23 protein-coding genes are annotated in these 22,812 nt (G+C 47.5%); 21 read left to right on the forward strand and 2 right to left on the reverse strand.

Annotated elements, in window-relative coordinates:
* Positions 1-18 precede the first annotated feature (18 nt).
* From MHB84_RS18635 to folE2, 18 genes are all read left to right on the forward strand, one after another.
* The gene (locus MHB84_RS18635; protein WP_076290864.1) at positions 19-1,080 is read left to right on the forward strand and encodes an LLM class flavin-dependent oxidoreductase; all 1,062 of its coding nucleotides are present in this window, start codon (positions 19-21) and stop codon (positions 1,078-1,080) included.
* A gap of 207 nt (positions 1,081-1,287) precedes the next feature.
* Positions 1,288-2,403: an amidohydrolase gene (locus tag MHB84_RS18640; RefSeq protein ID WP_076290967.1), complete on the forward strand. Its 1,116-nt coding sequence runs from the start codon at positions 1,288-1,290 to the stop codon at positions 2,401-2,403.
* A gap of 71 nt (positions 2,404-2,474) precedes the next feature.
* Entirely contained in the window at positions 2,475-2,738 is a 264-nt protein-coding gene (locus tag MHB84_RS18645) for a hypothetical protein (RefSeq protein WP_175381156.1), read from the forward strand.
* Positions 2,739-3,208: 470 nt separating this feature from the next.
* Positions 3,209-4,042, forward strand: coding sequence for a diaminopimelate epimerase (locus MHB84_RS18650; protein WP_076290863.1), 834 nt, complete (start codon positions 3,209-3,211; stop codon positions 4,040-4,042).
* Positions 4,043-4,069: 27 nt separating this feature from the next.
* Positions 4,070-4,864, forward strand: a complete 795-nt coding sequence (locus MHB84_RS18655; protein WP_076290862.1) for a nicotianamine synthase family protein — start codon at positions 4,070-4,072, stop codon at positions 4,862-4,864.
* 30 nt (positions 4,865-4,894) lie between these two features.
* Complete coding sequence (locus tag MHB84_RS18660) at positions 4,895-6,196, forward strand: opine metallophore biosynthesis dehydrogenase (RefSeq protein ID WP_076290861.1); 1,302 nt, start codon at positions 4,895-4,897, stop codon at positions 6,194-6,196.
* Between the two features lie 299 nt (positions 6,197-6,495).
* On the forward strand, positions 6,496-8,085 hold the full coding sequence (gene cntA / locus MHB84_RS18665) for a staphylopine-dependent metal ABC transporter substrate-binding lipoprotein (RefSeq protein ID WP_076290966.1): 1,590 nt from the start codon (positions 6,496-6,498) through the stop codon (positions 8,083-8,085).
* Positions 8,086-8,098: 13 nt separating this feature from the next.
* Positions 8,099-9,031 carry a nickel/cobalt ABC transporter permease gene (gene opp1B / locus MHB84_RS18670; protein ID WP_076290860.1) on the forward strand — a complete coding sequence of 311 codons (933 nt, stop codon included), beginning with the start codon at positions 8,099-8,101 and terminating at the stop codon, positions 9,029-9,031.
* The gene (gene cntC, locus MHB84_RS18675; RefSeq protein WP_076290859.1) at positions 9,031-9,918 is read left to right on the forward strand and encodes a staphylopine uptake ABC transporter permease subunit CntC; all 888 of its coding nucleotides are present in this window, start codon (positions 9,031-9,033) and stop codon (positions 9,916-9,918) included. The genes opp1B and cntC overlap by 1 nt, the downstream gene beginning before the upstream one ends.
* On the forward strand, positions 9,899-10,744 hold the full coding sequence (gene cntD / locus MHB84_RS18680) for a staphylopine uptake ABC transporter ATP-binding protein CntD (RefSeq protein ID WP_076290858.1): 846 nt from the start codon (positions 9,899-9,901) through the stop codon (positions 10,742-10,744). The genes cntC and cntD overlap by 20 nt, the downstream gene beginning before the upstream one ends.
* Positions 10,710-11,474 carry an ABC transporter ATP-binding protein gene (locus tag MHB84_RS18685; RefSeq protein ID WP_076290857.1) on the forward strand — a complete coding sequence of 255 codons (765 nt, stop codon included), beginning with the start codon at positions 10,710-10,712 and terminating at the stop codon, positions 11,472-11,474. The genes cntD and MHB84_RS18685 overlap by 35 nt, the downstream gene beginning before the upstream one ends.
* Positions 11,471-12,685 (forward strand): staphylopine family metallophore export MFS transporter CntE, encoded by a 1,215-nt coding sequence (cntE, locus tag MHB84_RS18690; RefSeq protein ID WP_076290856.1) that lies wholly within the window; start codon positions 11,471-11,473, stop codon positions 12,683-12,685. Before MHB84_RS18685 ends, cntE begins: the two co-directional genes overlap by 4 nt.
* Positions 12,686-12,787: 102 nt before the next feature.
* Positions 12,788-13,984: a GTP-binding protein gene (locus MHB84_RS18695; RefSeq protein ID WP_076290855.1), complete on the forward strand. Its 1,197-nt coding sequence runs from the start codon at positions 12,788-12,790 to the stop codon at positions 13,982-13,984.
* A 31-nt stretch (positions 13,985-14,015) separates the two neighbouring features.
* Complete coding sequence (rpsN, locus tag MHB84_RS18700; RefSeq protein WP_076290854.1) at positions 14,016-14,285, forward strand: 30S ribosomal protein S14; 270 nt, start codon at positions 14,016-14,018, stop codon at positions 14,283-14,285.
* Positions 14,286-14,290: 5 nt separating this feature from the next.
* Positions 14,291-15,427: an NAD(P)/FAD-dependent oxidoreductase gene (locus tag MHB84_RS18705; protein ID WP_076290853.1), complete on the forward strand. Its 1,137-nt coding sequence runs from the start codon at positions 14,291-14,293 to the stop codon at positions 15,425-15,427.
* Positions 15,421-17,091 (forward strand): nucleoside recognition domain-containing protein, encoded by a 1,671-nt coding sequence (locus MHB84_RS18710; RefSeq protein WP_076290852.1) that lies wholly within the window; start codon positions 15,421-15,423, stop codon positions 17,089-17,091. The genes MHB84_RS18705 and MHB84_RS18710 overlap by 7 nt, the downstream gene beginning before the upstream one ends.
* Before the next feature lie 27 nt (positions 17,092-17,118).
* Positions 17,119-17,451, forward strand: coding sequence for a DUF3024 domain-containing protein (locus tag MHB84_RS18715; RefSeq protein WP_076290851.1), 333 nt, complete (start codon positions 17,119-17,121; stop codon positions 17,449-17,451).
* 45 nt (positions 17,452-17,496) lie between these two features.
* Entirely contained in the window at positions 17,497-18,441 is a 945-nt protein-coding gene (folE2, locus tag MHB84_RS18720; RefSeq protein WP_076290850.1) for a GTP cyclohydrolase FolE2, read from the forward strand.
* 141 nt (positions 18,442-18,582) lie between these two features.
* On the opposite strand, the gene MHB84_RS18725 is transcribed toward folE2, so the two are convergent.
* Positions 18,583-19,641, reverse strand: coding sequence for a substrate-binding domain-containing protein (locus MHB84_RS18725; RefSeq protein WP_076290965.1), 1,059 nt, complete (start codon positions 19,639-19,641; stop codon positions 18,583-18,585).
* Positions 19,642-19,903: 262 nt separating this feature from the next.
* On the opposite strand from MHB84_RS18725, the gene modA reads away from it, so the two are divergent.
* Together modA and modB are read left to right on the forward strand one after the other, a co-directional pair.
* Entirely contained in the window at positions 19,904-20,776 is an 873-nt protein-coding gene (modA, locus tag MHB84_RS18730; protein ID WP_076290849.1) for a molybdate ABC transporter substrate-binding protein, read from the forward strand.
* Entirely contained in the window at positions 20,773-21,456 is a 684-nt protein-coding gene (modB, locus tag MHB84_RS18735; protein ID WP_076290848.1) for a molybdate ABC transporter permease subunit, read from the forward strand. The genes modA and modB overlap by 4 nt, the downstream gene beginning before the upstream one ends.
* A gap of 143 nt (positions 21,457-21,599) precedes the next feature.
* Here the strand turns inward: modB and MHB84_RS18740 are convergent, their stop codons facing one another.
* Positions 21,600-22,136: a GNAT family N-acetyltransferase gene (locus MHB84_RS18740; protein ID WP_076290847.1), complete on the reverse strand. Its 537-nt coding sequence runs from the start codon at positions 22,134-22,136 to the stop codon at positions 21,600-21,602.
* A 265-nt stretch (positions 22,137-22,401) separates the two neighbouring features.
* Here MHB84_RS18740 and MHB84_RS18745 point away from each other — a divergent pair, with 265 nt between their 5' ends.
* On the forward strand, positions 22,402-22,731 hold the full coding sequence (locus tag MHB84_RS18745) for a hypothetical protein (RefSeq protein WP_063566659.1): 330 nt from the start codon (positions 22,402-22,404) through the stop codon (positions 22,729-22,731).
* Positions 22,732-22,812: the final 81 nt, after the last annotated feature.

A 22,812-nucleotide genomic window follows, 5' to 3' on the forward strand; every position in this document is an offset into this window, starting at 1 on the left:
TCGAAGGAGGAGAATAGGATGGGTATTCGTGTTGGCATATTGGATCAAACCCCGATCTATGAAGGGGAGACGCCGATTGATGCTTTTCGGCATACGATTGAATTGGTTCAGCGGGCTGAACAGCTTGGATTTCATCGTTTCTGGGTATCGGAACATCATGATTCAGGTCATGTTGCCGGCTCCTCACCGGAAGTGCTCATTTCCCACTTGCTGGCGCATACAGAGCGGATTCGTCTCGGTTCTGGCGGGGTGATGCTGCAACATTATAGTCCTTACAAAGTGGCCGAGAACTTCAATGTGCTTTCTGCGCTTGGTCCGGGGAGAATTGATCTGGGTATTGGACGTGCACCGGGAGGATTGCCCCGCTCCACGCAGGCACTACAGCAAGGGATTCAGGAGGCCGCTTCACTGAAGGAGAAAATTAATCAGGTAAAGCAGTTCATCCATAATGAACCGCATGAAGATGAAACACATCCTTTGGCCGGCTTAAGCGCTGCACCGGTATCCGAAAATCCTGCCGAGCTATACGTGCTTGGAGCAAGTATCGATAGCGCAGGCATGGCGGCAGAATTGGGACTGCCTTATGTATTTTCATTGTTTATTAATAGCAATACGGAGGTTGCTCTGGAGGCTCTGCGAACTTACAGGGAACAATTCGACCGCTCACTTGGACGGGAGCCATATGCCATCCTCGCTATATCACTGATTGTGGCGGAGAGTGCGGAAGAAGCCGAAGGACTGGCAAGTGAACATATGCTAGTCAAGATCCATCTGGAGAATGGCAAGGTATTGACGGTTGGTTCCGTTGAGCAGGCGGAAGAATTCGGACGGCAATCGAACGAGAAGTATCGGATCGAGATTCTGGAGCCAAGTGTGACGAGAGGTACGAAGGAAACGGTTGGTTCGGCTCTGGTGAAATTCCAGCAGGATTTTGCCGTGGATGAACTGATTGTTACCACAGCCACATGTGATTTTGCCAAACGCATTCGTTCATTTGAATTATTGCGTGAGGCGCTGGATGAGCAGGGACTGGGCGAATTTGCACATGAGTCGACACCTGCGCAAGCGGTGATCGGTTAGGCATATATATGATATAGAGCATACCTGTTGAAGTGACCCGTGTATTATATTAACCCATCTTACATGGCACATACGATGATAAAAGGAGGCAATATCGTGAGCAGTGATCTGAAACAGCCTGAGCAACAGGCAGAGCAAGAAGAACAGAGCCGCAAGCATGAACTTTACGTTGGGCAGGATGCAGGATTCGCAGAGCACTTAACCGCGATTCGGCGACATTTGCATCGTAACCCCGAGCTATCCGGAGAGGAACGGGAAACGACAGAAGCCATTCGAGGCTGGCTGGTGGAGGAAGGGGTACGGATTGCAGATGAATATTCACTGCGAACGGGCCTTATCGCTGAAATTGGGCTGGACGATGGCCCGGTCGTGGCATTACGCGCAGATATTGATGCGCTACCGATCCAGGAAGAAACAAAGCTGGAGTATGCTTCGCAAGTCGCTGGCCGGATGCACGCCTGTGGTCATGATGCACACACCGCCATTCTGATCGGTGCCGCACGATTGTTGAAACAGCGAGAGTCCCGGCTGCCGGGCAAAGTTCGTTTGATTTTCCAGCCTTCGGAGGAGAAGGCGACGGGGGCACGGCAGGTTATTCAGAGCGGAGCGCTATCCGAAGTTCAGTCTATTTTTGGATTGCATAACAAACCGGATCTGCAGGTCGGTACGGTAGGTATTCGTGAAGGAGCGCTGCTCGCAGCGGCAGATGGTTTTGTGGTTAAAGTGGAGGGTGTCGGAACTCATGCGGCAGTGCCGGAAGCGGGCATTGACCCGATTGTAGTGGCATCTCATATTGTGACTGCATTACAGGCTATCGTGAGTCGTAATGTTGGAGCACAGGAGAGTGCCGTGATCAGTGTGACCAAAATTAACAGCGGCACCGCCTGGAACGTCATTCCCGAAGAAGCCATATTGGACGGCACCGTGCGTACCTTTGACGAGAAGGTGCGTGCCCGGATTCGCGAACGTTTCAACCAGGTGGTTGCCGGTGTCGCAGCAGCCTATGGTACACGGGCTACTGTGCGCTGGATTCAGGGACCACCTGCCGTAGTCAATGATGCCTCATTGGCTGCTGCGGCTGAGCAGGTCGCGAGTGAGGTTGGGTTGAACAGTATTCGACCGATCCCTTCCCCGGCTGGCGAAGATTTTTCCTTTTACCAAAAGGAGGTTCCGGGACTGTTCCTCTTCCTCGGAACGTCAGGTCCGCACGAATGGCATCATCCTGCATTCGATGTGGACGAACGGGCGCTGCCGCTTGGCGCACATCTTCTGGCAGCGCTGGCTGAAGAGTCACTGCAGAAGTTGCAGTCCAACGGAGGATAAGCGATAACTGCTACGTAAATGCGCGAATAATGATTAATTAATAATACAATAGCGAATGGACGCAAAAAACGGTGACCTCAATCAGGTGGCCGTTTTTTGCTGTTTTCGTTCAGGCTCAGATTCTCGAACTGCTTCGTGCTCTTCAGTATGAAATGAACATGATCTATCTCTTTGTTGCACAAGATCTTCAGGCCGTGGCGAATCGGTGTGATCGGGTACTTTTTCTGTATCGGGGAACGATCGTGGAGGAGCTTGAACGGAATTGTCTCTCGGACGCAAAGAATGAATATGCAAAAGCATTGCTGGCATCCGTTATGCCTTTTAATCGTCACTGATGTATCTCTAATTGCAAACGTTGGGCTAAATTGAGTTGACGCAAATACGTCAGATCCCTTCCCGTTTACGCATGAAATTACAGTCACAATGCTCACTTTTTGATATGGAAATATTTGTTGACGCTCCCAAGTGGGATGTGCTATATTTTTCTCGACTGTTAATCGTAATTATTACTATTAAAATTATTTTTATAAATTATATACACATTTACATGAACGTAGAGGACAGAAAAAACTTGAAGAAGCGGAGCTAAAAGCTTTCTGAAAGAAAGCAGCATCGCAAGCATACACCTCGCCTTTATCCCCGGATTTTCCCCTTTGAAAAAGGGAATCAAAAAAATCTGGGGATAACAGCGATCGGAAGGTTGTTCTGTCATCGGAGTGGCAAGTGTAAATCTTCTTTAGTTCAATTTATATAGCTAAGTGAGCTCAGGCTTAATTCCATCACAAGAATAGGAGTAGCGGCTGCGATGAAACAGGAGATTGATTTTATCAAGTTTAATCCTACGCAAAATATGACGGTTCTGGTGAAGACGAATCATCCAGCTGAGAGATATTCACACATCGCCGCCCAAATTATGTCCTATGACAACGTATACGCTGAACAAGTGGGGTTTATTGGCGGATCGGATAAACCGGAGGCGGCTGCCCATTTGGAAATGGCCGGTGGAGAGTTCTGCGGGAATGCTTGCATGGCCTTGGCTGCGTATATCGCGTCCGAGAACGAGTTGAAATCCACCGATTTCACAGAAATCATCTTGGAAGTTTCCGGGACAGATCGATTAATCAGGTGTCAGGTGAAGCAGCAGCAGAATGAATATTTTTGCCAAGTCACGATGCCCATACCTGAGCAGATTGAACAACGAACCGTAAAGTATGAGGGAATCGATATGGATATGGTGATCGTGCGGTATCGGGAGTTCATCCATATCGTCGTCGAAGTGGAAGCGTTTGATGAAACGATGAGAAAGAGGGCACAAGCGCTGGCGCGATTATTAGGCTTAACCTTGGGAGATAAGCTGATTGGCATTTTATTATACAACTCCCAATCGGAGGAGCTGGCACCGCTCATATTTGTCCCACAGCTGGATAGTCTGATCTGGGAAAGGGGGTGCGGTTCAGGTACAGCCTCGGTGGGAGCCTATCTGGCATGGAGCAGGCAAAAGGAAATCGTTCAGCATATCAAGCAGCCTGGTGGTGCGATTAAAGTGATGGCTGAGTGGAATGGAGCAGAGCTTGAACGAATTACGATCGAAGGATCGGTTGGAATCGTGGCCCAGGGCAAAGCATTTATAGATGCATGATTATGACGAGTTAGAGGAGGAAAAGGAATGGAGACATTGATTGATTTTCAAACATGCTTGAGTGAATTTTCTGAGAAATTCGATGAGTTGGCAGGCAGATATGATCATACGGTTCAGCATAGCTCAGAGCTGGAGGCTTTAATTGATGACTATTCCACGTTTATAACGGACAAGCAAAATGAACGAATCTGGGAACAACTCGCTCAAGAGGAATCAGGTAGCATGCACCAGCTGGTCCTTGATCTGCGAGATAAATCTGCACGGTGTGTGGCGGTCATGGAGAAATATCGCGCATTGAAGCTGCAAGACGGAGATGTGGAAATCGCGGATTATTTCAGAAATATAGAAGAATGTATTGAAAAAGAGTTTGGCAGCTTTCATGTCACCTCGGACTCCAAAGTGCTGCTGGTAGGCTCGGGGTCATTTCCCATGACACCTTTGTTTATTGCCAAGCGAACAGGGGCAGAGGTGGTTGGCATCGATATTGATGCAGAAGCTATTACACTCGGGCAGCAGGTTGTGGAGAAGCTGGGTGCGGGCTTGAACATCCATTTGGAGCAAACATTGGTGCAGGACCTTGCTTTTACGAGAAAAGCAACACATATCATTTTCAGTTCCACGGTTGCCAATAAATATGATCTGCTCGATCAATTGCACGCATTGACGAATGATCATGTGGTGGTGGCGATGAGATACGGTAACCAGTTAAAGTCATTGTTTAACTATCCACTGAGAGAAACCGACAGCAGCAAGTGGAAAATGGTCGACAATATTCTGCGTCCGGATGATGTGTTCGATATTGCATTATACCAAAAAGCATAGCTCACTTGAGCTTGGGAAAGAGAGGTACATATGAGCGGATTTCAACGAGTGCTGTTGCTCGGAACAGGCCCTGCATCCATTCAGCTGGCAGTATTGCTCAAAAAGCAATTCAATTGCACCGTAGGCATAGCGGGAAGAGAATCGGTGCGCTCAGAATTTTTTTATGAAGCAGTTCGGCAAAGTAACGGATTCATTGGAGCAAGCATTCAAAATGAAAAGCATCGAACGTTGGCAGGTGAATGCTTCGTCGATCAGGTGTTTAAGGGATACGAGACCATTGAAGGCGAATGGGATACGCTCATCTTCGCTGTGACAACGGATGCTTATGTCGATGTATTGAAGCAAATGAAGAATAACTTCATCAAACAAGTAAAATACATTATTTTGGTTTCTCCAACCTTTGGCTCCAACCTGCTGGTAAGCCATTATATGAAGCAGCTGTATGCGGATACGGAAGTGATCAGCTTCTCTACCTATTTGGGGGATACCCGATGGATGACTGACCAACCGTCCAATCATGTCATTACAACTGGAGTCAAGAAAAAGGTCTATATCGGTTCTACTTCATCTCCTTCTGAACATGTGGACGGACTTTGTAGGATGTACGAGCAATTGGGCATTGCGCTGGAAGTTATGCCATCTGCACTCGAGGCGGAAACAAGAAATATTTCTTTATATGTGCACCCGCCATTATTCATGAATGACTTTTCATTGGACGCTATCTTCGGAGCGTCAGACACTCGGAAATATGTATATAAAATCTACCCCGAAGGTCCTGTAACCCAATATTTGATTCGGGACATGCGGACACAGTGGAACGAAATGATGAAAATCACGGATAGGCTCCGTATCCAGGGTGTTAATCTGCTTCAATTCATGACGGATGATAATTATCCGGTACGTTTGGAGAGTTTATCACGTCACGATATAGAGAATTTCAATCAGTTGCAGGACATTCATCAAGAGTACTTATTATACATACGGTACACCTCGTTGTTGATTGATCCCTTTTCGGAGCCCAACCCGGAGGGCAAGTATTTTGACTTTTCGGCTGTTCCCTTCAGGAAGATATTTGTCAATCAGGATGGAGCGTTGGACATTCCCAGAATGCCCAAGGAGGATTATTATCGCATCAAAATCATTCAGGGCATTGCGAGACATTTACAGGTAAGCTGCCCAACCATCGATTCGTTTATTGAAACTTATGAGGCGAAGATTCAAGAAGTCGCTCGGGCTCACCCGGATCAGGATCTATCCGAAGCATTTGTTGTTCAAACCTTCAATGAAGACATTCGGATGATCTGCACAGGGCTGGCGAACAGCACGGTTTAATTACATCTCAATCTATACAAGTGAACCTGAATTTTACATCTTAACGGAGAGTGCAGAACCAATCTGAAGAAGCGAAGCTACAAGCTTTCTGAAAGAAAGCTGCATCGGAAGCCTACGCTGCGCCTTTATCCCCAGATTTCTCCTTTTATATAAGGGAATCAAAAAAATCTGGGGATAAGAGCGGTCGGAAGATGGTACTGCAATCGGAGTAGCACGATGTAACATTTTTGAAGTTAACTTATATATATCTTTCATGATCAGGAGGAAATGTTGTGAAAAAGGGTAGTGCTTTAGGTTTAATGTTGCTGTTATTGTCTGTCATTACCGCGCTCGCAGGATGTGGGCAGGATGGGGGAACAACAACGGAGTCAGCGAAAAGCGAGGTGAAGTCTGAACTCATTTATGCATCCGCCAAGGATATTAATGATATGAATCCTCATTTATACACCGGTTCCATGCCCGCACAAGGGATGGTTTACGAATCCTTGGTTGAAAACACGGTCGATGGAATCAAGCCATTATTGGCAGAATCATGGGATATTGCCGAAGACGGGAAAACGTATACGTTCCATTTGCGACAGGGTGTGAAATTCCATGATGGTGAACCGTTTAACGCGGAGGCGGTCAAACAAAATATTGATGCGGTTCAGGCGAATGCTGAAAAACATGCCTGGATTAAGCTCTCCACCAAAATCGTAAGTACAAAAGTCATGGATGAATACACATTTGAACTGGTGCTTTCCGAGCCCTATTATCCAGCTCTGGTGGAGCTGTCCATGACCAGACCGTATGTATTTATATCACCCAAAGATTTTACGAATGGTGGCACAAAGGATGGGGTAAGCGGCTATCACGGCACAGGGCCCTACAAGCTGACAGGACATAAAATCGATGAGAATGCGACATTTGAAGCCAATGAAGAATACTGGGGCGGCGCACCTATGATCCATAAAATCACGTCCAAGGTTCTCCCAGCAGGCGAAACGACATTACTGGCATTACAGAAGGGCGAAATCAACTTTATATTCACCGATGATCGGGGTGCGGACAGCATTGATGTTGAAGCCATGAATCAGTTGGCTGACTCGGGTGATTTTCAAGTGATCCGAAGTGAAGCGATGAATACAAATATGATCGTAGCCAATAGCAGCAAAGTGGATAACCCTGTCCACGAAACGGCTGTTCGTGAAGCGATATGGGTTGCCATTGATCGGGAAACGATCAGCAATGACATTTTTAACGGAACCCAGACCGTAGCGGACACCTTATTCTCGTCCAATGTGAACTATGCGGATGTTGAATTGAAAAAACGGGAGTATAGCCCGGAGACTGCAAAAGAGCTTTTGGAGAAGGCAGGATGGACATTAGCAGAGGGCAAGGCTGTGAGAGCAAAGAACGGCCAGCAACTAGCTCTGACATTGTATTATGACAGCAATTCATCTTCGCAAAAAACACAGGCAGAATTGATCCAGCATGCCTTAAAAGGATTGGGCATTCAGCTGGATATTGTCGGTGAGGAATCCACTTCCATTGCGAACAGAAGGGCAACCGGGGAATATGATCTGCTGTTCAATCAAACCTGGGGACTGGCGTACGATCCACAGAGCACCATCTCTGCGTTTACTTCGGATTCCGCCTATAAACACACAACAAGCGGCATAGCCCAGGCGGATGAACTATATAACAAAATTGATGAAGTCATGGTCTCTACAGATGAGGAATCCCGCCAATCCCTGTACGCCGACATTATGAAAATGGTTCATGATGAAGCGGTGTTTATTCCGATTACCAATGGGCGGGTTACTGTCGTGGCTCCCAAAAATCTGGACGGAATCACATTCAAACAGACTCAATATGAATTGCCATTTGAGCAAATGAAATTTAAATAGAGCGGGGATGGATATGGGAAGTTATATAGTCAAACGGATATTGCTCGCCATACCCTTGCTATTTGTCATTTCATTGATAACGTTTGTTCTCATTAACCTTTCGCCCCTGGATCCCGCTGTAGTTGTATTACAGGCACAGGAGGTTCCTCAGATCACGGATGAATTAATCGCCCAAACGAATGAAGCATTGGGGTTCGATAGACCATTCATCATTCAGTATGTGAATTGGTTGATTGCCTGTATGCAGTTTGATTTTGGTAGCTCGTATGTATCCGGTGAACCGGTGTGGTCCTTGGTTGGTCCAGCATTCCTGAACACATTAAAATTAACGCTGGTATCATCGGTGTTCATTATTGGATTCTCCATCCTGTTGGGTGTGATCTGCGCCATGAGAGAAGGGAAAGCCGTCGATAAATCGGTCAGAGGCCTCTCATTTGTCCTGACCGCAATGCCATCTTATTGGCTCGCAGCCATCATGATCTGGACTTTTTCCGTCAAGCTGGACTTGTTGCCTACGAGCGGAATGGATTCGTTGAAGAGTTATATTCTGCCAGTGGTTGTGATTACGGTGAGTTATACAGGTATTTATTTTAGAACGGTCCGGAGTTCGATGCTAAGCAACATGAATGAGGATTACGTGCTCTATGGAAGGGCAAACGGCTTAAGTGAGCGGAAGGTGACCCTGCATATTTTACGTAATTCGCTGCAAGTAGCGGTATCCATATTTTGCATGGCGATCCCCATTGTGCTCGGCAGCACGGTTGTGATTGAAAATGTGTTTGCCTGGCCGGGACTCGGAAGATTAAGCGTGCGGTCCATCCTCAATCGGGATTTCCCGATTATTCAGGCGTATGTTCTTATTTTGGCCGTAACCTTTGTGCTGTTTAATACAATTTCTGACGTGATCAATGCGGCGATGAATCCCCGATTAAGAAAGGATCTCTGATGCGATTATTAAAAAATTTGAGCAAAGACAAGCTTGCGATGACATCGCTTGTTGTTATTGTGATCATTGTTGCTATGGGCATATTTGCCCCATTGTGCGCACCCCATGACCCGGAGGAAGTAAATATGAACCTTCGATATGCTACCTCCTCCTGGAGTTATTGGTTAGGAAATGATCATTTGGGCAGATGTGTGTTATCCAGACTCATTTATGGAATTCGCCCCAGTGTTCTATGGGTTTTAGTAGCCTTGATGATATCTGTTCTGGTCGGAGCTGTCGTCGGATTTATCGCAGGGTACTTCAAGGGGAAGACAGATGCCTGGATCATGAGACTTTGTGATATCATGCTGTCTTTCCCGGGATACGTCATGACACTGGCAGTGGTCGGTATTTTGGGTGCGGGACTTGAACATATTCTGATCGCGTTTGTGGTCATGAAATGGGCGTGGTTTGCCCGCGTCATTCGAACCTCCGTGATGCAGTTCTCCGAAATGGAATATGTGAAATTCGCCAAGGCCTCTGGTATCGGCAGCTTTAGAATTATAACCAAGCATATTGTTCCGGTTACATTTGCCGATGTAGCGGTGATTGCTAGTGGTTCCATGTGTTCGATGATGCTGCAGATCTCAGGACTTTCTTTTCTGGGTTTGGGAATCCAGGCCCCTCATGCCGAATGGGGGATGATGTTGAATGAGACAAGGGAAGTCATGTTCTCCAGACCAGAGTTAATGCTGGCACCTGGACTAGCCATCGTAATCGTGGTGTCGGCCTTTAATTTTTTATCGGATGCACTTCAGGTCGCGTTGGACCCCAAATTAATGACTTCCCAAGGTAAGCTTTGTAAAAAAGAGGTGGGAAAAGCCGTTTATGAATATAGTAGAGGTTAAACATTTGAAGATCTGGGACGCCAATACGGACAAGGTCATTATTCATAACAGTTCATTTCAGGTCAAACAGGGAAGCTGTCTGGCCATTGTCGGAGAAAGCGGAAGTGGTAAGTCCGTCACATGCAGGTCTATTATGCGTTTGAATAAACCCTGGATTCGCCAGTCCGGAACAATTCTCTTCAAAGGTGAGGACGTGAACCAGCTTTCTGAACAAGAGATGAGACGAAGAAGAGGAAAAAACCTGTGCATGATTCTGCAAAATGGCATGAGCGCATTTGACCCTTCTTGTGTAATCGGTGTGCATATCCGGGAGACGCTACAGACGCATTTCGACTGGAATAACAAAGAAAGCGAACGGAAGATCATTAGCGCCATGGAAAGTGTCATGTTAAAGAATCCGCAGGAAATCCTGAATCAATATCCACATCAGCTATCAGGTGGCATGTTGCAGCGCATTATGATTGCATTGGCACTTGTGTTGGAGCCGGATCTGATCATTGCGGATGAACCCACAACGGCATTGGATACGATCTCTCAATATGAGGTGGTTGAACAATTGATTAAATTACGCGAACGAATGGGTTGTTCCATGTTGTTTATATCCCATGACCTCGGTGTGGTCCAGAAGATTGCAGATGAAGTGATGGTCATGAAAGACGGTGCCATTGTCGAAAGTGGGCCTATTCGGTCTGTTTTTAAGAAGCCGAAGCATGCCTATACTCAATATTTGGTTTCCACCCGGTTGGAGCTGAGCAATCATTTCAGGAAATTGATGCAGGGAGGGGATGCAGATGCTCAAGGTGGATGGGATCGAAAGGTCCTATAAACAAGGCGGATTATTCTCCAAACAAAGACAGAAGATATTGAAAAAAGTTGCATTTGAATGCCAGCATGGCGAATGTCTCGGCATCATCGGCGAAAGTGGGAGTGGCAAGTCTACGCTGGGACGTTTGATTCTGGGCATCGAGAAGCCTGATCGCGGGCGTATTTTATTTGAGGGGAAAAACGTGAATGATCGCCGCGTGAGAAGGGGAAGCATCAGTGCCGTATTTCAAAATTATACGTCCTCCATTAATCCATTTCTCACGGTGGAGGAAGCCATTATGGAGCCTTTGAAAGCTCATAAAAAAGTGGAAGCGGATATGCAAAGCAGGGTGGATACATTGTTGCATCAAGTGGGATTAGACTCGTCCTACAGGCTCAAATATCCGCATGAATTATCCGGTGGAGAGGCTCAGAGAGTATGTATTGCGAGAGCCATATCTACTGAACCCCGATGCATTGTATTCGATGAAGCGATCAGTTCTCTGGACGTGTCTGTGCAGATTCAGGTGCTGCGATTGTTAAAAGAATTGAAGCAATTCTATCAGATGAGCTACGTTTTCATTACGCATGATATTCAGGCGGCAGCCTATATTTGCGACAGAGTTATTATTTTCAGGGATGGTCAGATTGAGGAAATGGTGCCTATTGAGCAGCTGAAGGATGTTCAGTCCGATTATGCTAGGAGATTATTAACCTATTTAATTACGTTTCAGGAGGAGGACCAGGGATGAGTGGAGCGATGTCATGGCCGTTTCTGCGTTTGTACATCCTGGTTCTTCTGTATTTTAGTGCAAATGCAATTCTTAATGTCATTATTCCTTTACAGGGTGAATCCTTGGGGGCGAGTAGTACAACCATCGGGCTGATTATGGGTGCCTATATGTTCACGACCATGTTTTTCAGGCCATGGGCAGGTCATATCATTCAAAAGCGTGGACCGATCAAAGTACTTCGTTTTATTCTGATTATTAATGGTTTTGCCCTTATTCTATACACGTTTACAGGGCTTGGAGGTTATTTGGTCGCTCGTATTTTACAGGGGGTATCCACTGCTTTCTTTTCCATGGCGCTTCAGATTGGCATTATTGATGCCCTGCCGGAGAAAGACCGTTCTCAGGGCATATCCTATTATTCGTTGTTCAGTTATATTCCAGGCATTGTGGGACCTGTCTTGGCGCTAGGGATCTGGCAGACAGGCGGCATGGACTATTTTACAGTCGTTCTGATCGGTATTGCTATCTGTACAGGCGTCTTCGGGTATACCGCCAAAATGGACAAGAGCAATGAGCAACATCCTGTTGAGAATTCATCGGTGCAGAACGTAAGCATGTTTGAATCCTTCCGTCAGTTGGTACAAAATCCATTCTTGTTTAGATGCAGTGTACTGATGCTAAGTGCTTCCGTTGTATTTGGTGCCATCACGACCTTTATTCCCCTGTACACCAGTCAATTGCCAAGCGGCAATGCGGGTGTCTATCTGATGCTTCAGGCAGGAACTGTTGTGATCGCCCGGATGTTGTTACGTAAAAAAATCCCCTCCGATGGCAAATGGCATGCACCTTTTATCATGGGAACGATGCTGCTGTTGGCAATAGCCGCACTATGTGTAAGCTGGGCAATCACAGGAGGAGCTGCCCTTTTGTATGTGGGGGCCATCTTGATGGGTATCGCTCAATCCATTCTCTATCCAACGTTAACTACCTATTTATCCTTTGTGCTACCGCAGTTGAATCGGAATGTGTTAATCGGTTTATTCATAGCGACAGCAGATCTAGGCGTATCTCTGGGTGGTGTGTTGATGGGACCGCTCGCTGATCTATTCTCCTATTCGTTTATGTACATGATTTGTGCTATCTTAGGGGCGGTAATGATAGCTTTTTCCTATGAACGAAGAAAACCAGTCACAGATGTGTCTGTGATCGCACGAGAAAAGCAAAAATGATTTGACAACATCCTTCAACAGGATTATAGTCATTGTTGTTAATCGTAATAATTACTATTAAGGTCAGAGTTATACGGACCACACCATAAGGAGTAGATACACATGACACAAAAGCGGGTTCCGGTAACTGTTCTTAGCGGTTACCTCGGTTCAGGTAAAACAACCGTTCTTAATCACGTACTGCACAACCGCCAGGGGCTCAAGGTCGCCGTCATCGTTAATGACATGAGCGAGGTCAACATCGATGCCGCTCTGGTGAAGGGTGAGGCGACATTGTCGCGCACCGAAGAAAAGCTGGTGGAGCTGTCCAATGGCTGCATCTGCTGCACTTTGCGGGATGATCTGCTGCAGGAGATTGAGAAGCTGGTGAATGAAGGCAGGTTTGATTATATCCTGATTGAATCCACAGGCATAAGTGAACCTGTTCCGGTAGCGCAGACCTTTACATATGCCGACGAGGAATCGGGTATTGATCTGACAAGTCTGGCGAAGCTGGATTGTCTGGTAACCGTCGTGGATGCGCATCGATTCTGGCATGATTTTGCCTCAGGGCAGAGCCTGCTGGATCGGAACCAGGCCACAGGTGAGGAAGATACCCGCGATGTTGTGGACCTGCTGATTGATCAGATTGAGACTTGTGATGTTCTGCTGCTGAACAAATGTGATCTGGTCGATGACGTGGAGCTGAACAAGCTTGAAGGTGTCATCCGCAAACTTCAGCCTAATGCCAAAATCATTCGGATTGTGAACGGTCAAGTCAACCCGTCTGAAATTTTGAATACAGGTCTCTTCAACTTCGAGAAAGCAAGCATGTCCGCCGGGTGGATTCAGGAACTGGAGAAGGAGTCACATACACCGGAGACCGAGGAATACGGTATTGGTTCCTTCGTGTATCGTCGTCGGAAACCATTTCATCCTTCTCGTCTAGCTGAATTCATGAGCTACTGGCCGGAAGAAGTGGTGCGTGCCAAAGGGCTGGTCTGGCTCGCGGCTGAAGGAGATGTGGCTGCAAGTCTGAGTCAGGCGGGATCGTCGATTCAGTTTGGCCCCGCAGGACATTGGGTTGCGGCTTTACCGGAAGCGGACAAGGAAGAAATTTTGCGTACAGAGCCAGATGTACTGGAGAAATGGGATGCGCAGTGGGGAGACCGTCAGACTGAGCTGGTCATGATCGGGATTGAAATGGAGCGCACCATTATTGAAGATGAACTCGACCAATGCCTGCTCAGTGATGAAGAAATGCAGGCCGACTGGGGGCATTTTGACAATCCCCTGCCTTGGCCAGTTGAAGTCGTATAGAAATTTAACTCATACAAAGGAGCTGTAATCCATGGCCAAAAAATCAAAAGTGGTACGTGAGAAACAACGTCAGGCAATCGTAGCCAAATATGCAGAGCTGCGCCGGGAACTGAAAGAAAAAGGGGATTATGAAGCACTGCAGAAACTGCCGCGCAATGCTTCGCCGACCCGATTGAAAAATCGGTGTGAACTGACAGGCCGCCCAAGAGGATATTTGCGCAAGTACAAGGTATCGCGTATTGTGTTCCGTGAGCTGGCTCATCAAGGGCAAATTCCGGGTGTCACGAAGTCAAGCTGGTAAGCCCCATGCATGATCCATATGATTATGATTGTGTAATTGTTGGAGGGGGGCCAGCCGGGATCGGCATGGCCTCTGTCCTGCAGGATATGGGGATGCCACGTTTTACCGTGCTGGAACGCAGTGAGGTGGGGGCAACTTTTCTGGCGTGGCCGGAGGAAATGCGTCTGATCACCCCTTCGTTCACCAGCAATGCCTATGGCATGATGGATCTGAACGCTGTAGCTTTGAACACGTCTCCGGCGTATACACTGGGAACAGAACATCCAACAGGGCTGGAGTATGCGAAGTATTTGCAGGTGGTGAGCCAGTTCAAGAAATTGCCTGTGCAAACGGGGGTAGACGTCACGGAGGTTATTCCGGAGGAGAATGGCTTCCAGGTCGTGACATCCATTGGACAAATGCGCACACGTTATGTCATCTGGGCAGCAGGTGAATTTCAATATCCGAGACTGGACCTGTTTCCTGGGGCTGAGTATGGTGTGCACAGCAGCTTATTTTCCAGCTGGACGTTGGTTCAAGGAGAAGAATGTGTCATCGTTGGTGGCTATGAGAGCGGTGTGGATGCAGCCATTCACCTGAGTAAACTGGGGAAAAACGTAACGGTAATTGACCGTAATGGACGAGGACTCGCCAAGGGGAGCAGTGATCCCAGTGTGGAACTAAGCCCCTATACGAAGGATCGCCTGCGCGCGGCGATGATGGATAAGCGAATACACATGATGCAAGGTTATGAGGTCAAGTGGATTGAACCGGATGAAACGGGCGGTTATGTTCTCTATTGCGAGAACGATTCCGGAGAGTCCCACTTGCTTAAGACGGGTCAGGCTCCTATTCTGGCGACCGGGTTCCGCAGCAGTTTGCAACTGATTGAAAATCTCGTCGAGCGCAACAAGGAAGGTCAGCTACAATTGGGAGCGGCGGATGAATCGACGATTGCCACCGGACTGTTTATTACTGGACCACAGGTCATGCATGGTCAACTCCAATTTTGCTTCATTTATAAATTCAGACAGCGCTTTGCGGTTGTGGCCCAGGCCATGGGTGAGAGACTTGGGCTGGATCTGGCTCCACTGGAAACCTATCGCAAAGAAGGCATGTTTCTTGATGATCTGTCCTGCTGCGGTGAAGACTGCACATGCTGAATTCGGTTGTGGAGCAACCCGAAGAACTTCGTAAAGTGGTGCTGGTTGGCTTCGAATCCGCGGGCAAATCGGCTCTGTTTCGGGGACTTACGGGTAGAGATACAGGCGAGGAATCTAATGTACGGGGCTCCACGGTAACAATCCGCAGAGCGGAGTTGCTTGAGCACCAGCTTGAATTGCTCGATACACCCGGTATCCGGATGAAGGATGATAGCGTAACGACCATGCTGACGTTAAAACAGCTCGCAGCTGGTGACACAGTAATCTTGGTCATCCGCGGCACGGATGTGGTGCAGGAACTGCCTTTACTGCTCGGTATGCTGGATGTCACAAGCAAAAATGCTGTATTGGTGCTTACGTTTGCCGACAAATGTGGTCCCGAATTATCGGCTCAGGTTAACTATTACCGTAAAGGTTTGGGCATTTCCGTTCTGCCGCTCAATACAAGGGAAATGGATGGAAACGCTCAAGACCTGATATGCCGTGCGATTGTTGCCGCCAGATCCATGAAGAGGCATCCTGAGCTCGCATCACCTCCTGAATCCTCTGTGATTGAACCGCAGACTACGATGTTTGAGCATACGGTTTGGGGACGTTTTGTGGCTTTGGCTGCATTGGTATTATTATTTGCAGCACCAGTGTATGTGGCCTATCTGTTCTCCGGCTGGATACAACCGCTCGCAGATGCCTGGATTCTTGAACCGCTCCATCGCATGACTGCGAGATTATGGAGCCCGCTGCAGGCGATAATGCTCGGAGATTACGGCATGATTAGTCTGGGCTTGTATTCGTTTATATGGGCATTTCCGGTCGTATTCCTGATTGGGGTTAGTGTGGCAGTGACGGAGGAAAGTGGACTGAAAGATCGGATTACTGACTCGCTGGATGGGTGGATGCGCAAAATCGGCTTGAACGGCAAAGATCTGATTCCAGTCCTCAGTGGTTTTGGATGCAATGTTGTGGCTGTGTTCCAGAGCCGTACATGCAGCTCCTGTACACGAAAGGCCTGTGTTTCAATGATCTCCTTCGGTTCTGCATGTAGCTACCAGATTGGAGCTTCTCTATCCATATTCAGTTCCGGCGGCAAGCCGTGGCTGTTCTTTCCTTATATGCTTGTACTGGTACTTGCAGGCGCACTGCATACACGTCTGTGGAATCGAAATCGGCTGGATGACACGCTCCCGTTACATGCCAACCGTACATTTCTGCAAAAGCCATCATGGCACTCTGTAAGCTGGCGTGTTCGGTCTGTCATGAAACAGTTTCTCGTGCAGGCGATGCCTATTTTTATCGCTATTTGTGTGGTGGCCATGTTGCTGGAGCAGACAGGGGCACTGTCTGCCCTGACTGGCGCGTTGACGCCGGCACTTGCGATCTTTCATCTGCCGGGCGATGCCGCGGGCGGCATTCTGTTTTCCATTTTGCGAAAAGACGGGTTGTTGGTGCTGAATCAGGATCAGGGTTCCTTCGTTGAAGACTTGAGCGGCGGGCAGCTGTTTATTCTTGTGTACCTGGCTTCCACGTTAACGGCATGTCTGGTGACGATGTGGACCATTCGCAAGGAGTTGGGAACAGTCTTTGGCATGCAACTGGCAGGCAAACAGCTCGTAACATCACTGGGCAGTGCATTTATACTGGCATGGCTATGGAACTGGATTGCATAACGATGTTGATGAAAGGGTGTGATCTCCATGCTGGACTCGTTTACCATTCGGAGAATTCAATCGGTGATGAACGGTTATATCCATGAGAAGGTCCCGGCACTACTGCGCACCATGGTGAAATTAACGTATGAGATGAATGATAATGAACTGATTTTGACCGAGGAAAGGCCCGCTGAAGAACGATATCAGTGGGACAAACTGCATATTGCCCGATTTTACTGGGAAGAGAATAATTGGAAGGTATATGCCAAAGACGAACACAGTAGCTGGAATGTGGTAGACGTTATTGAGCCTTGTCCTGATTTTGAAGATCTGCTGGAGCAGGTTGAGCGGGACGAAGCGGGTCTGTTCTGGCGCTGAACGCGCGGTTTTTAACGCAAATATGTGCTGGAAGGAGGGTTTGCAATGCAAAAGGTACAACAGAATAACAGGATTAGCCGAGTAGTGAACGATTCTTTTATCATGCCGGATAAAGCCGAGCGCTTGCGGTTATTCGGCTCCGTTGATCCGATACAGGGAGATAAGCCTGTACGGAAAGAAGACATGCAAGATTTGCAGAATAGCAAAAATGATTTTCTATTTGAGCTACAGCAAGTTGGTATTGATCAGGTGAAGTATCCTTTGGATGTCATTTCGGCCAAAGATCCCGTTCGATTGTCCAGCATCGGAACGTTCCGGCTGACGACTTCGCTGGATCGCGAATCAAAAGGCATTAACATGAGCCGCTTGATGGAGCAGCTTCAGCACAGTCGCGGAGAAGGGTTAAGTGACCGGATTCCGGATCTGGTTGCGCTGACGCAGCGGATGGCCGAACAGATGAATCAGGCGAAGGCAGAGCTGAAAGTGACCTATCCCTGGTTCTACGAAAGAACCGCCCCCGTAACCGATTTGTCTGGACTAAATCATTCTTTGGCTACGGTTCATGTCATCTGGGAAGCTGGAAAATCCCCTGTTCTGAGAACAGGTTTACATATACAGGTCACGACGTTATGCCCATGTTCGAAGGAGATCAGCGAATATAGCGCGCACAACCAGCGGGGGTTATTACGTATCCAGGTACAAGCCAACCCGGGAGACGCGCTACCGGGCTATTGGAAGGAAGAACTGCTAAATGTGGCCGAATCCAATGCAAGTAGCTGTCTTTACCCCATACTCAAAAGGCCTGATGAGAAACGGGTCACGGAACGTGCATATGAGAACCCGCGGTTTGTGGAAGACATCGTCAGGCTGGTGGCGGCAGATCTGTATGAGAAGCATTGGGTAAATAAATTTAAGGTAGATTGCAAAAATGAAGAGTCCATTCATCAGCATGATGCCGTAGCTCGTATCGTATATGACAAGTCGAGATAACGATAGTATGAGGGCTAAGGAATTCATTTCATTTTATATCACATTACAAAATGAAGAGTAAACAGAAGAACCACCGTCAGAGCTTCAGCGGCGGTTCTTCTGTTTTTTTGCGATCCTATGAGCAATCCAAGTGCCATTACGCTAGACTTCATACAAAATTTCACCCGTTCGCGATACATCATATCCTTCAAATGATTGCAGTTCCTGCCTGAATGCGGGTGATTGCAGAATACGCAGTACCGATTCGATCCACGCTTCGTTCCCTTGTTTCTTCAGCATTACCAGATCATAACGTTCCTGAACAAGTGGAATAAAATCAACCTGACCGACAAGTCGTGCGGCCTTTTCGCTGCCGATTCCTACATCGGCTTCACCGGAACTGACCTTGGCAGCTACACCCATATGACTGGTTTCTTCCACGTCATACCCAATCAGATGTGAAGTAGCGATACCATGCAGACGCAATTGTTCATCCAGCAATACACGTGCACCCGAACCTTTCTCACGGTTAGCCAATCGCAGTTCAGGCTGCTTCAGATCTGTCCAGTTCTGCAAGCCCCGCGGGTTACCTCGTTGTACATACAACCCGGCAGGCCGTGTTAGCAGATTCACGACGACATACGACCAGCCAATCAGGATTTTGCGAATGTAGGGCAGATTATACTCTCCTGTATCTCCATCCAGCAGATGGGTGCTGACCAGATCCGATTCCCCGCGGTACATGGAGATCAAGCCGTCGAGACTGCCCATGAACGAACGCAGTGGACGAATATCCCGTGTTTGTTTTTCCATATATCGCATGAGAATATCGAGGCTAACATCTTGTCCCGTAATGACCAGATGACGGGCCGAATGCGCTGACAAAGGGTTGCCCGTCATGGAGCTTGAAGCTGGGAATGTCTCTCTGGATAGAGGAGTAGCACTTGCAGCGGAATGAACGGTATGATTGGTCGGATCACTTCCCGTCCCGGAATAAGATTCAGAGGGGGGAACTGAATCCACAGCGGCCCGGTGCGCTGGCGATTGAAGCTGCTTGGAACGCTGTTTATAAGCCTCCAGATCGGTGGCGTCAACTCGCATTTGTTTGCCGACGCGATAAGCGACGAGGTCTCCCTTTTTGATTAGATCGTAGACCGTCAGTTTTGATATTTTGAGTAGCTTGGATATTTCTTCGGTGGTATAGGATTGCTCCTCCGTCATCAGTGAAGATCCTCCTTCAAGGTGCAGATCATATAACGTTTCGTTCATCAACGCTCATCATCCCGGATAAACGCGGGGGTCTCTTGTACTATACCATTAACAGCCAGAGGGGAAAAACTCGCCCACCACAATTCAGCTATTGATGGTTTGGCTTTCAACGAGTGCGCCAAAGACTACCTTCCTATTTCAATGATCTTATGTATAATGAAATATAATTAATTATATCTAGTTATAACTAAACATAACATCGGGGGAGAAGTAGATGAAAAAGAGTATTGGATATGTGTTGGGGAGTATGTCACTTGGACTGGCTCTTGTATTGGCCGGTTGCGGTGCAAGTACGGACAGTAAGGATACATCCACAGCAATGGAACAAACCGGTTCAACACCAGCGACATCAGGTGAGAGTTCAACGGCTGGGGCAACAGATCCTCAGGAAAAGGTGGAGCTAACGATCTCAGCGGCAGCCAGTCTCACGGATGCCATGAAGGAAATTGAAACGAATTTTGAAGCCGCGAATCCCAATGTAGAGCTTAACTTCAACTTTGGCGCATCCGGTGCATTGCAACAGCAGATTGAACAAGGCGCGCCAGCAGATGTTTTTGTATCAGCTGCGACCAAAAATATGAACGCGCTCGTGGATGAGAAATTGATTGCATCCGGTGATCAGAAGAATTTACTGCAAAATTCATTGGTAGCCATTATTCCAGCGGATCGTTCAGATACCGTATCAAGCGAGAAGGATCTGACGGCGGATTCCATCAAGACCGTAGCGATTGGTATACCGGAAAGTGTACCTGCTGGAACCTATGCGAAGGAAGCATTGACCAATGCCAAACTATGGGATCAGTTGGAGGGTAAGCTTGTACAAGGCAAGGACGTCAGACAGGTTCTGCAATATGTAGAAACAGGCAATGCGGATGCGGGGTTTGTGTACAAAACGGATGCACTCACTTCTGATCAGGTGAAAATTGCATTTGAAGTGGACAAGAACAGCTATACACCAGCCAATTATCCAGTAGGGATTATTGAAGGTACGAAGCACCGGACAGAAGCAGAACAATTCTACACGTATTTGCAAACGCCTGAAGTGCTTGATGTATTTGCCAAGTACGGGTTCTCCATTCTGGAATGAATGTGAGCGCAATAGACTGGGCGGTATTCTGGCCACCGGTTCGTCTATCCCTTCAAGTTGCGCTGTTGTCCAGTGTGATCGCAGCAGTGTTTGGCATCGCTGTGGCCTGGAAGATGTCGCGTACCTCGTTCCGTGGCAAAATTGTTCTGGAAACGGCATTTATGCTTCCGCTCGTGCTTCCGCCGACCGTGGTCGGATTTATATTGCTCGTGTTACTGGGGCGTAAGAGCCTGCTCGGACAGTGGATTGAAGCCATCTTCTCCGCACCTGTCATTTTCTCTTGGTGGGCTGCCGTGATTGCCTCGGTAGTGGTTGCTTTCCCATTGGTATATCAGACGATGAAATCCGGCTTTAGCGGGATTGATCGGGATCTGGAAGATGCAGGCCGCTCCATCGGAGCGAATGAACGGCAGGTATTTCGTTATATCTCACTTCCGCTTGCAGGGAGAGCGTTGATGACAGCTTTTATCCTGGGTTTCGCTCGTGCACTGGGGGAATTCGGGGCCACGCTCATGATCGCAGGTAATATTCCGGGCAAAACGCAAACCGTACCCACTGCGATCTATGTTGCTGTGGATTCGGGCAATCAGACGATGGCCTGGATGTGGACCTGCTCTATTATTATCATTTCGTTTATCATGCTGCTCTTAACCCGACAGCCGCGCGACGGGAAGGCATGATGTGGGCTATTTAAAGTGAAAGCGATAAGGATTAGCATTTAAAAACCCGCTCAAGGAACCTTTCCTCGGAGCGGGTTTTCATTTACACAGGCCACGTATATCGTATATCATGTATGTTTACGTTCATCCAAGCCGCTATTTGTTCAGCATGTTTGAACAGAAGGCGTCTCATAACGGGAAGGGTCGAGCGTTTTGATCATAAATACAATCTCTTCCTGCCGTTCAGGTGTCTGTACCGTTTTGTGATGGAAGGGTTCATATCCCCGCCGTTCATACATGGGAGCAAGCCAGGGATGGCGGGTCGCCGTTGCCAGAAATACGGCAGGAGCATCAAGCTTCTGTAGAATGATATTTTGCTCAACCCAATCCAATAGTTTAGAGCCATAACCCTGGCTTTTATGGTCCGGACTTACCGCGAACCAGCGGATAAAAGGATAAGGACTGATAGCTTGCCGCTGTACATCTTCAGCTCGATCAAGGGTAACCGTGGCAATGATTTCTCCCCCTTTTTCAAGAATGTAGCATTCATGCTGTACAATATTATTCTGGATGACTTCCAGTGTAGCGTGTCCGGCTGGAAAAGGAATGTTCAGAGCCCGAATTGTCTCATAGGCATCAACGGTAACAGCCTGCAATTGTTCAGCATCTTCAAGCGTAGCCAATCGGTATTGTTCGGTCATGATCGATCAATCCCTTCTATGAAAATTAACTATTCCAACCTGTTAAGTTGGTTTAATATTTTGGTGTTATTTTATCATGAAATTCATGGTTGGAATATAATTCTCGAATCAGATCTGTCTATAAGTCCATCGAAAGCTTCTATATGTAAAAATGACAAAACTTTTTCCAATTTTACTCGTTTCAGGACTCGCCTAAACCATGCTCTATCCTGTAAAATAGAACTAACTGATTCCAGCCAAGAACTGAAATAAGGAGAGACGACTAATGAATACGAAACCTGATTGCGGTATATCGTTGCAAATCGACGACTATCTGGATCTTTTGCATTTTGCCATCCAAATCGAGGATCAGGAATGGCAGCAGTCCCTTATCCACCAGCTCAAAATATTTCAGCCGGAAGCGGAGCAGCGCACACCTGAAGAAGAATTATGGATGAGATTTGATTATATCAACAGTAAACTGACAGGTCTCTGCCACCAGATTCACGCGGCCCATTCAACGGATGAACGCAAGAAGTTTGAAGAACGAATCGGACTGTTGCAACTGCAGCGTATAGAAGTAGCTCGCAAAATTAAATGGGCTAGTCGCAGATAGATGCGTATTAGAATTTAATGTGATCTGCAATTGAAGAAGCGATCCCCAACCCCGTTGGAGGATCGCTTCTTTTGGTTTATT

Origin of the sequence: Paenibacillus sp. FSL F4-0087, from assembly GCF_038020215.1 — a bacterium.
GTDB classification, from domain to species: domain Bacteria; phylum Bacillota; class Bacilli; order Paenibacillales; family Paenibacillaceae; genus Paenibacillus; species Paenibacillus taichungensis.